This is a genomic window from Zooshikella harenae (assembly GCF_018837975.1).
In the GTDB taxonomy this organism is placed as follows: domain Bacteria; phylum Pseudomonadota; class Gammaproteobacteria; order Pseudomonadales; family Zooshikellaceae; genus Zooshikella; species Zooshikella harenae.
In genome coordinates, this window is sequence record NZ_JAGSOY010000056.1 from 22,730 (window position 1) to 31,177 (window position 8,448).

Consider the following 8,448-nt stretch of genomic DNA (forward strand, 5'->3'; position numbering starts at 1 on the left):
TACCTTTGCTTTCGACCTTCTTGTGTATTTTGGTAGGAGAGACATTGAGTTTGCCTGCCAATGCATTTAATGACACAACTCAGCAGCTGTACAGCGAGCTCAATACTGAAGTTCCATCCCATGAAGTTGCCATTGATATGTTGCAGCAATTTGATTCTTCGCAACTTAACCCTGCAAAAATGCATCCTCAAACTCATTTATATGTGTTGGCTGATATACAGGCATTATATCGATTCTATCAATTGTGCGCTCAGCCTGCTGATTTGGCTATGGATAATCCATTGGCTAAAACTGAGTCGTTTATTACTGCGTTATGTTTGCAGCAAGAACTACCGATAAGTTGGTTTGCTTCCGGTACGCTTATTCATCCAGGCGGTGGTAGTTTTGCATTTAGATATTCAAGAGAACATCCTGAACAGTTTAACCAGTTAAAGCCTTATATGCATATTCGAGAGCTTGATAATGACTATTTTACTAATGATCTCGATGATAACCAGCTTCAGGCTTTAACGCGTTCGGCGCAGTGGATTATGGGGCAGCAGTTTTTATGGGTAAAATTTCCCAATGAATATCGTCTTTACCAACATCAGCAATGGCGACCTTTGGTTGACTCTTTAAATCTTGAAATACACCCTATTTCTCAACGAGAAAAGTGTAGTTTTATAGAAGGAAGTATCTGTTGGTTAGAGAAGTCAAGAAATGGAATGTGGTTATATACTGGGTTAACAATTTTAGGAGTGTTGCTTTTAGGTTACATTTTTTTGGTTATTATTACCCGGCACAAATATTATAAAGAACGGCAGTTTATTGTGCAGATGCTTGCTCATGAGTTACGCACGCCAATTACTCGTTTAGCAGGCACAGTAGAAATATTTCGAACACATTTTGATGAACTGCCAGATAATTTGCACCATGCTTTCACTCGACTATGTAAAGACGCTTTACATTTACGTCATTTAGCAGATGCTAGTAAACAATATTTACAATTAGATTATGGTGCAAATTTACAAAAACAATATATTGAGTCATGGCATGTGCTTATGCAAGAAGTTTTAAGTGAATATGAAATTGATCTTGAACTCAAGGATGATAAGCCAGTATGCATTAGTATCTATTGGTTTTCGCTATGTCTTAAAAATTTGGTGGGTAATGCAGTTAAACATGGGAAAGGTCAAGTATTAGTTAAGTCTTACTGTGTAGAAAAACGTCTGGTGATTGTGGTGCAAGACCAAGGTAACTTAAGCTCACGAAAATTGTCTAAGTTTATGAAACCGTTTAATAGTCAGCATGGCGTTGGGCTTGGGTTACACTTGGTGAGTCAAGTAGTGCTAAAAATGGGTGGTAAATTACGTTTACAAGGGCCACCAACAACATTTGTTTTAGAGGTACCCATTAATGAGCCCAATACTACTCATTGTTGAAGATGATATTGATTTGGCCAATGGTTTAATCACTTTTTTGCAGTCTCAAGGATACGCTTGTAAATTCTGTAATTATCTTGATAAGGTGGGTGGACTATGGAAAAAGGCTGATTTAGTTATTCTTGATCGCCAATTCTATGATATAGATACCATTAATCTGTTACCTGATTGGTTGGCAATTAAAGCAATTCCCGTGTTGATACTAACGGCAAAAGTGGATATCAATGAGCGTGTTGCAGGGTTAGATGCGGGGGCAAGAGATTATATTACTAAGCCTTTTTCCTATAATGAATTGTTGGCACGCATCAGAGCAAATTTACGGCCTTTCAATCAGCTTGAGTGGTGTTATCAGTCTCTTAAGTTACTCCCTACTCAACGTAAAGCATTCTGGAATGACATACCACTGGTGTTGACTAAAACAGAGTTTGATTTGTTAGCCTTATTCGTGAGGGCTCCTGGAAGGGTTTATACTCGAGATGAGTTGCTTAATGAAGTATGGGGTTATCAGTACTATCCCACTACGCGCACTGTAGATACACATATATTACAACTGCGAAAAAAAATTCCAGAGATAACTATTGAATCTGTTAGAGGGGTAGGTTATCGGTTATGTATGTAAAGTTTAAACTAGTTGGTGTGGTTGGTTTGATTTTAAGTCATAGTATCTTTGCCGACTGGTTTAATCAACAGACACCACTTACCAAAGCCCACGAGAGTATTCTGCAAGGTGACATGCCTTCTTTTTGGCAAACGATGCATGATGTATGGAATAGTGAAACATTAGACCAATCTGAAAGTTGGTTTAATTTACTTTCTGTCATGTATCAAAGGCAATGTGGTCGAGATTTACCCATCAGACTACCTTTATGGTTAGAGTCTCTGGATATTGCAATTATTCAGCGAGATGAGCCGTTACGACGTTATTATCGGTGGGAAATTGAAGGGTATACCAAGAAGTACATAAGATATATAGAAATAAAAGGAACAAATGCTGACTTAAAGTTGGATAACCAGGTGAGACAACAGAAGCGAAGCTTTTATGGTGAGTCAGAGGAGCAAGTAAAATCAATTTATGGTGGCGTTTACCAAATAACAGTTGCTACTGCTCAAGAGCATTGGCAAGGATCAATTTTACTAGCACCACTACATAATATTCAGTGGATTAATTGGCAGGGGAATAATTGGCAGATAACCGAAGATGTGAATAACAATAAAGTCTCTTTAATATGTCCTCCCCAGGAAATTAAAGCAGTGATAATGAAACCTATAAGCTATGAACTCGTATGGCATCAACGTATTAAGGCACAAGAAAGCTACTCCCTGCCAAAGTTACAACCAGGCCCTTATTGGTACTCAGTATCTTTTATTAATCATCGTTTTCAAGGTGATATTCATATAGAATTGCAGCACCGTATTCTTAAACGATTAAAATAATGTCTTATTTTGGTAAATTAATATACTTATCTGTAAAGAGTATTGCGCTAAAGAGGGACGCCTGTATAACGCCCCCTGGCTTTGATCTGTCACTGGCGTATATCGAAATACCACAGATTTTCATTTAATACATCACGAACTGTTTTTGTAAATTATTTTAGTAATTTAACACATGACGGTTGATTAAGCATTTTTGTAATATAGTCTTGCAAATATGAAAACTGTTTCAAATGTTCAGCTCCATGTGGTAAACCATGTAAGTAGGCTAAGATAGGAATAATAAGTGCGTCGGCTATTGTAAAAATGCTCTGTCCAAAGGTTTTACCTGTTTCGAGTTCATTGTTGAGTTTTGTTAATGTATTAAGAAGTAAAGGTTCAGCTTCTTTGACTTTATCCATTCTTACCTGACCATTTTCCCCTTTTGGGAAGGCAAACTCTAATAAATAGTTATGAATAAGAGGTAGGATAAACTCTCCAGCTAATAAGCTACACCATTGATCATGTAATGCACGCTCATATATATCTTCTGGTTGCATAGGTGTATGAGGAAAAACTTGATCAAGATATCGACAAATAGCAACCGTTTCACACAGCATAAAGTCATTGTGGAATAAAATAGGCACCTTGCCTGCAGGGTGTAGCTTTAAGTGCTGCTCACTTTTAAAAGGAACTTCTTCCCCCTTAATTGTTAGGCCTGCAGTATAATTGAGTCCTTTTTCTTCACACACTAATATAACCGTCTTAACAAATGGGCTAAAGAGTGGGCCATAAATATGCAGTGACTCATTATTCATAGAAAAAGTACCTTCAGTCGTTATTTTTAAGGATATGTTATTGACTGAATACTCCTTGCAAATCAAAATATGATCAAGAACATATTTTGATATTTTATGTTTTGTGGCCGTAATCAAAAATGAAAATATCGTACTTTCAAGTAAATCGTCTTTCAGGTAATAAGTACTTAGCATTCATTACCAAAGTATGATTATTTAGCCATTGGTATATTAGAATGATAGAAAGGGAGTAACCAGTGGGTTGGAACAAAGAACATAAACCACAGGTCCGCGATCAAATTCTAGAAAGTGCAGCTCAGCTTTTTATGAATCGCGGTTTTGACAATGTCAGTATTGATGAAGTGATGCAAAATGCAGGATTAACACGAGGTGCGTTTTATGCACACTTTAAATCCAAATCAGAACTTTATGCTGAAGCGATTCGAGATGCAGCATTAAAAAGTATTCATGCTCAGGAAGATGCGCCTCCTGTTAGCGAAAGAATAGCCAAATATTTAAGTTTGGAGCACAGGAAAGGAGAGTCAATGGCATGCCCTTTAGCATTTTTAGTTTCAGATGTAAGCCAGCAAAATAATACCGTAAGAGATGTTTATACTAAAGTGTTTAAAGGCTTTGTAAAAAAATTGACTGAGTCATCAAAAGAACATATATCCGATCAAGAGGCTTTGAAGTCTGCCGTGCTAATGGTGGGTGGAATGGCGGTTGCCCGTGCACTTAATGATGATACCTTGGCTGAACAGTTATTAACTGCATGTCAACAGGCCATTGATTTATAAATAGCCCAAAATATGAAAAGTAATGTAGAGCAAGACGTTAAAACAGCTGAGTGCTGCTGTGGAGCATGTACAGTAAGTGTGCAGGGAAATCCTGTTATATTAGCCATTTGTCACTGTAAAAACTGTAAAAAAAGAACAGGAAGTGCTTTTTTGGTATATCAGCTTATTTTAATGATGAACAGAGCCTGTTAAAAGAGGGTGATGTTACTATGTACTCTATAAATAAAGAATATACACAACAAAAACGGTATTTTTGTTCACAGTGTGGTACAACATTGTATTGGTTGGTTGAGCAGCTTCCTGGGAAGTTAGGAGTAGCAGGGGGATGTTTTGTTAATGACTCTTTCCCTGAACCAACATATACAGTTGCAAACGAAACAAAATGTGCTTGGTTAACACTACCAAGCAATTGGAAAACATCATTAGTTTAAGATAGGTAATGTAGGTTTAATCAACGAGTAAATGCTGTTTTAGAGCTTCAGATATTGGGTAGCTGCGCTCCTCTGGAAGTTTGTGTTTGGCTTTTGTTAGTTGATTCATACTGATTAACTGATGAATTTCAGTGGCAAGTTCGGTAACGTCTGTGATGGACTGAATCCATTCGTTAACATATAACTGCACTGCTTCCTTGGTTAAGCCAATTTGAATGGCTCTATATGCTTGTGGTTGCAAATGTAGATCACGTTCAGGGTCCCATTGAATTCGAACTGGGGTTACACCTTTGAGCTTTAACCATTCGTTTTTATCTGTGAACTCTTTGGCTTGGTCACTCAATAGGCTGTGAGTAAGCGCCCATTCAAAACCTTCCCGTGTAATATCAATGGCAAGGATACGATTTTGCCCGCTATCTTTTTGACCCCATCCAGACCGATACATCATCCAAAGGAATGAAGGTTTAATCCAGGTCATTCGCTCCATTTTGAATGGAGGAGATACAAACGTACCGTGAGCAATTGCAGCATTGGCAATAGCATGGCTATAAGCCTGGTAAACCCGAATTGTTTTGTCATTATAAAGTGCCCGAATTTGTCGAGTCGGAATATCTACCATTTATTCTCCAATATGTAGCTATTAATATTATTTGTGAAGAGTATAGTATTGACATTTAAATATATCTGCAATAGAGTCTTCGCTCCTTAAATCAATGCTTCTGGAGATCGGCCCCCAGAAGGTTTACTGATTTGGCCGTTGTAAATGTTTATATGTCAACATTGTAAATCGCAAGTTTCTGCCAGAGAACCATCCTTCCTGTTTACTGCTAAAACCCGAGACAAGATTTATCCTTCAAGAGCTTCGGTCAATAAGTATCGGCAAGAACATAAAATAAAAAATACTGATGATCCTGGTGGTGTAGGCGTTGAGACTGTTGAAGAAAAACAGGTCTGTAAGCTGTGTTATCATGCCTTAAAGCAGTTAGAATCATCTAATGGCCCGCTGAGTGCTAAAAACAACTAGACTTCTACCTGCTATTAGTTATCTTTGTAGTTAACAGTTTTCCGGCTGTCCATTAGTTAAAATAAGGTAGGCAGCCAAGGTCATTGTATATAAAAATGATTAAATGACGCGTATATATGCTAGAAAAATAAATTATGAAAGTAGTTATTGTTGGTAATAGTGGCAGCGGTAAAACTTGGCTTGCAAATGAGATAAGTCAAAGTTTGTCTATACCGAAAGTGTCGCTGGATGACTTGTTTTGGCAACAAGGTGGGTATACTCAAAAGCGAGATACTCGGGAAATAAACTACTTAATAAATGAAAGTAAAAAAGAGCTTGCATGGATTGTCGAAGGGGTTTTTGGGGAGCTTGCAAAAGAATATTTAGATATTGCTGATTGTCTAATTTGGCTCGACCTTGAGTGGAATATTTGTAAACAACGTATTCTTAATAGGGCAAGAGAAAATGCTCAAGAGCCTTACTATAAGCAAACAGAGCAATCATTAAATGCTTTGTTACAATGGGCTGAACAGTATTATGAAAGACGAGATCTTCGTTCATATTTAGGTCATAAAAAACTCTTTGAAATGTTTGATCGAAATAAGTACCACTTTCAATCTGAAAATTCGGTTAATAATTTCTTTTTCTACTTCGTGAAAAAATAATTAGCTTTACGGTAATATTACAAAAAAGGTGTTACTAACGATGTTTCAGTGGTTAACTTTAACATACTAGGCTAGCTTATCTAATAGTTAAGCTTAGTGTTATTCATTGCCAAGAAAAGAGTGAATAAAATGGAATACACTATCGTCTATGGTGATATCTTAGAGCAAAATGTTGAGGTGATTGTAAATAGCTGGAACAGAAATATTATTCCTTGGTGGTTACTGCTACCTCAAGGCGTATCCGGTGCAATTAAGAAAAAGGGGGGCTGTCAACCCTTTAAAGAAGTTGCCAAGTTTGGGGCTATTACTTTAGGGGAGGCTAGAGTGACATCTGCAGGTAAGTTACCATTTAAAGCTATTATTCATGTTGCAGGAATTAATATGCTCCGGTTTGCTACTAAATATTCTGTCACTCAATCAGTAAAAAATGTAATGGAAATCGTGAATAAAAAGAATTACTCAAGTGTGGTATTTCCACTTATTGGGGCCGGATCTGGAAACCGTTCAGAAGAGTGGTCTTTAAATATTATGAAAGGTGAGTTAGACAAGGTTGAGTCGAAGGCAAAAGTTATTGTGGTACGTTATTCCGCTAGATAAAATGAAAATAGAGGCAATGGAGCTGTTAATGTGGTCTTTGGACTATAGTGTTGGGTATCTAAAGTGTAATGAAACGAGTGTATGGATCAATAGTCTTATATCGTAGTATAAATTTTTATTTATAAAATGGATCATTAGTATCATATGCACATACATGCGCCAATTGATTCAGAAGGGCGAGATTTACGAGTTGGAGACTGGGTGAGAATTATTACTGCTCCTCCTCTTTCAATAAAAGGTATGCCTGCTGAATCACTAGAAGCATTTTCAAAAGCTATAGGTTACACATTTCAAATAGAAGAGTTCGATGAGTCAGGGTGTTTATACCTTGATATGTATCCAAAAGTTAGTGGCGATTCAATCTTTATTGAACCTTATTGCGTGAGTAGGTTTAGACGTTACAAAAAACTCAGTAAATCCTTTCTAAAAAAACAAGCTGAATTAAATGCTACTCAAGAGCCATCCTTTGAAATGAAGTTTGAGGTTGTTGCTCACCATAATGTAGATTTGGAGGCGCTAGGTCTTAAACTTATTAGTAGTGATGGTTTGACAGGAGGTTTTGCTGTTTGGCCTACACAGCGTCGAATAAGTGGAGCTGTTAGTATTGAGAGTAGCAATAAAAATGCGGTAGCAATACTTGAAAAGATAAAAGTAGAGATAAAAAACAACCACGAAATAGAAGCAGTTTCTGTTTCAGATATACAGCTAAGTGCTAAATCTTGATTAGTAGCAAGTATTCCTTTCTTATACGTGTTCTGTCTTCTATATAGCTCAAACTTTCCTTCACGAAATAGAGATATACTTGAAGTTTTTATAGAAGTAGGTGATGAAAATGGCTGATATCGTTGTTCAACGAGGCTGGGATATTGTTCAAGCTGCAAAAATTGCAAGGCTTTACGATGCGGCATTTGGTTTTAAATTTTCTGGAGCCATTGCAAATAAAGAATCACGTATTCGTATTTTGTCAAAAAGCTTTATTCCTGACTTTTCATATGTAGCAGTGGTTGATCATGAAATTGTTGGCCTAGCTGGCTTTCAGACATACTATGGAGCTCTAACTGGAGGTATGAACTTAAATGTTTTAATGGATGAACTTGGTTTAGCAAGAGGTGTTTGGGCTGCAATTGTACTCAGTTTATTTGAGCGAAAGCCAAAAGCACAAGAGCTTGTTATGGATGGCATTGTGGTAGATAGTCAGTTTCGTGGAAAAGGCATTGGGTCTATGCTATTGGATAAAATAGTTTATCATGCACGTAAAAATGGATATAACTCAGTGAGGTTAGATGTAATAGATAGCAATCCTAGAGCTAAGAGCTTGTATGAGGCT

The 8,448-nt window shown here is 37.1% G+C and carries 13 protein-coding genes; 11 read left to right on the plus strand and 2 right to left on the minus strand.

The annotated features are described in order from the left end of the window. Nucleotides 1-44: 44 nt before the first annotated feature. From KCG35_RS18085 to KCG35_RS18095, 3 genes are read left to right on the plus strand one after another with little or no spacing between them, the layout of a single operon-like run. Nucleotides 45-1,421, plus strand: a complete 1,377-nt coding sequence (locus KCG35_RS18085; protein ID WP_215821206.1) for an ATP-binding protein — start codon at nucleotides 45-47, stop codon at nucleotides 1,419-1,421. Further along, nucleotides 1,396-2,040: a response regulator transcription factor gene (locus KCG35_RS18090; RefSeq protein ID WP_215821207.1), complete on the plus strand. Its 645-nt coding sequence runs from the start codon at nucleotides 1,396-1,398 to the stop codon at nucleotides 2,038-2,040. The genes KCG35_RS18085 and KCG35_RS18090 overlap by 26 nt, the downstream gene beginning before the upstream one ends. Continuing rightward, nucleotides 2,031-2,855: a DUF2861 family protein gene (locus KCG35_RS18095; protein WP_215821208.1), complete on the plus strand. Its 825-nt coding sequence runs from the start codon at nucleotides 2,031-2,033 to the stop codon at nucleotides 2,853-2,855. The genes KCG35_RS18090 and KCG35_RS18095 overlap by 10 nt, the downstream gene beginning before the upstream one ends. A 152-nt stretch (nucleotides 2,856-3,007) precedes the next feature. On the opposite strand, the gene KCG35_RS18100 is transcribed toward KCG35_RS18095, so the two are convergent. Further along, on the minus strand, nucleotides 3,008-3,649 hold the full coding sequence (locus KCG35_RS18100) for a glutathione S-transferase family protein (protein ID WP_215821209.1): 642 nt from the start codon (nucleotides 3,647-3,649) through the stop codon (nucleotides 3,008-3,010). A gap of 236 nt (nucleotides 3,650-3,885) precedes the next feature. On the opposite strand from KCG35_RS18100, the gene KCG35_RS18105 reads away from it, so the two are divergent. Genes KCG35_RS18105 through KCG35_RS18110 form a run of 3 tightly spaced genes read left to right on the plus strand, consistent with a single transcriptional unit; the run spans nucleotide 3,886 to nucleotide 4,856 of the window. Further along, on the plus strand, nucleotides 3,886-4,425 hold the full coding sequence (locus KCG35_RS18105; RefSeq protein ID WP_215821210.1) for a TetR/AcrR family transcriptional regulator: 540 nt from the start codon (nucleotides 3,886-3,888) through the stop codon (nucleotides 4,423-4,425). 12 nt (nucleotides 4,426-4,437) lie between these two features. Continuing rightward, complete coding sequence (locus KCG35_RS27240; RefSeq protein WP_444972210.1) at nucleotides 4,438-4,617, plus strand: GFA family protein; 180 nt, start codon at nucleotides 4,438-4,440, stop codon at nucleotides 4,615-4,617. Beyond that, a complete protein-coding gene (locus KCG35_RS18110; RefSeq protein WP_215821217.1) occupies nucleotides 4,581-4,856 on the plus strand; it encodes a GFA family protein in 276 nt (91 codons plus the stop codon). The genes KCG35_RS27240 and KCG35_RS18110 overlap by 37 nt, the downstream gene beginning before the upstream one ends. Before the next feature lie 16 nt (nucleotides 4,857-4,872). Here the strand turns inward: KCG35_RS18110 and KCG35_RS18115 are convergent, their stop codons facing one another. Next, nucleotides 4,873-5,475 carry a DUF4291 domain-containing protein gene (locus KCG35_RS18115; protein ID WP_215821211.1) on the minus strand — a complete coding sequence of 201 codons (603 nt, stop codon included), beginning with the start codon at nucleotides 5,473-5,475 and terminating at the stop codon, nucleotides 4,873-4,875. Between the two features lie 144 nt (nucleotides 5,476-5,619). On the opposite strand from KCG35_RS18115, the gene KCG35_RS18120 reads away from it, so the two are divergent. From KCG35_RS18120 to KCG35_RS18140, 5 genes are all read left to right on the plus strand, one after another. Further along, complete coding sequence (locus tag KCG35_RS18120; protein ID WP_215821212.1) at nucleotides 5,620-5,880, plus strand: hypothetical protein; 261 nt, start codon at nucleotides 5,620-5,622, stop codon at nucleotides 5,878-5,880. Between the two features lie 134 nt (nucleotides 5,881-6,014). After that, complete coding sequence (locus KCG35_RS18125; protein WP_215821213.1) at nucleotides 6,015-6,524, plus strand: AAA family ATPase; 510 nt, start codon at nucleotides 6,015-6,017, stop codon at nucleotides 6,522-6,524. A gap of 129 nt (nucleotides 6,525-6,653) precedes the next feature. After that, a complete protein-coding gene (locus KCG35_RS18130; protein WP_215821214.1) occupies nucleotides 6,654-7,121 on the plus strand; it encodes a macro domain-containing protein in 468 nt (155 codons plus the stop codon). Nucleotides 7,122-7,322: 201 nt separating this feature from the next. Beyond that, nucleotides 7,323-7,844, plus strand: a complete 522-nt coding sequence (locus KCG35_RS18135) for a hypothetical protein (RefSeq protein ID WP_215821215.1) — start codon at nucleotides 7,323-7,325, stop codon at nucleotides 7,842-7,844. Nucleotides 7,845-7,953: 109 nt separating this feature from the next. Next, nucleotides 7,954-8,448 (plus strand): GNAT family N-acetyltransferase (locus KCG35_RS18140; protein ID WP_215821216.1); only part of this gene is annotated, 495 nt, incomplete at its 3' end.

Coding starts and splice junctions, on each gene's coding strand:
- KCG35_RS27240 (WP_444972210.1), top strand. CDS start 4,438: ATGAAAAGTAATGTAGAGCAAGACGTTAAAACAGCTGAGTGCTGCTGT.
- KCG35_RS18120 (WP_215821212.1), top strand. CDS start 5,620: ATGTTTATATGTCAACATTGTAAATCGCAAGTTTCTGCCAGAGAACCA.
- KCG35_RS18100 (WP_215821209.1), bottom strand. CDS start 3,649: ATGAATAATGAGTCACTGCATATTTATGGCCCACTCTTTAGCCCATTT.
- KCG35_RS18130 (WP_215821214.1), top strand. CDS start 6,654: ATGGAATACACTATCGTCTATGGTGATATCTTAGAGCAAAATGTTGAG.
- KCG35_RS18090 (WP_215821207.1), top strand. CDS start 1,396: ATGAGCCCAATACTACTCATTGTTGAAGATGATATTGATTTGGCCAAT.
- KCG35_RS18115 (WP_215821211.1), bottom strand. CDS start 5,475: ATGGTAGATATTCCGACTCGACAAATTCGGGCACTTTATAATGACAAA.
- KCG35_RS18125 (WP_215821213.1), top strand. CDS start 6,015: ATGAAAGTAGTTATTGTTGGTAATAGTGGCAGCGGTAAAACTTGGCTT.
- KCG35_RS18095 (WP_215821208.1), top strand. CDS start 2,031: ATGTATGTAAAGTTTAAACTAGTTGGTGTGGTTGGTTTGATTTTAAGT.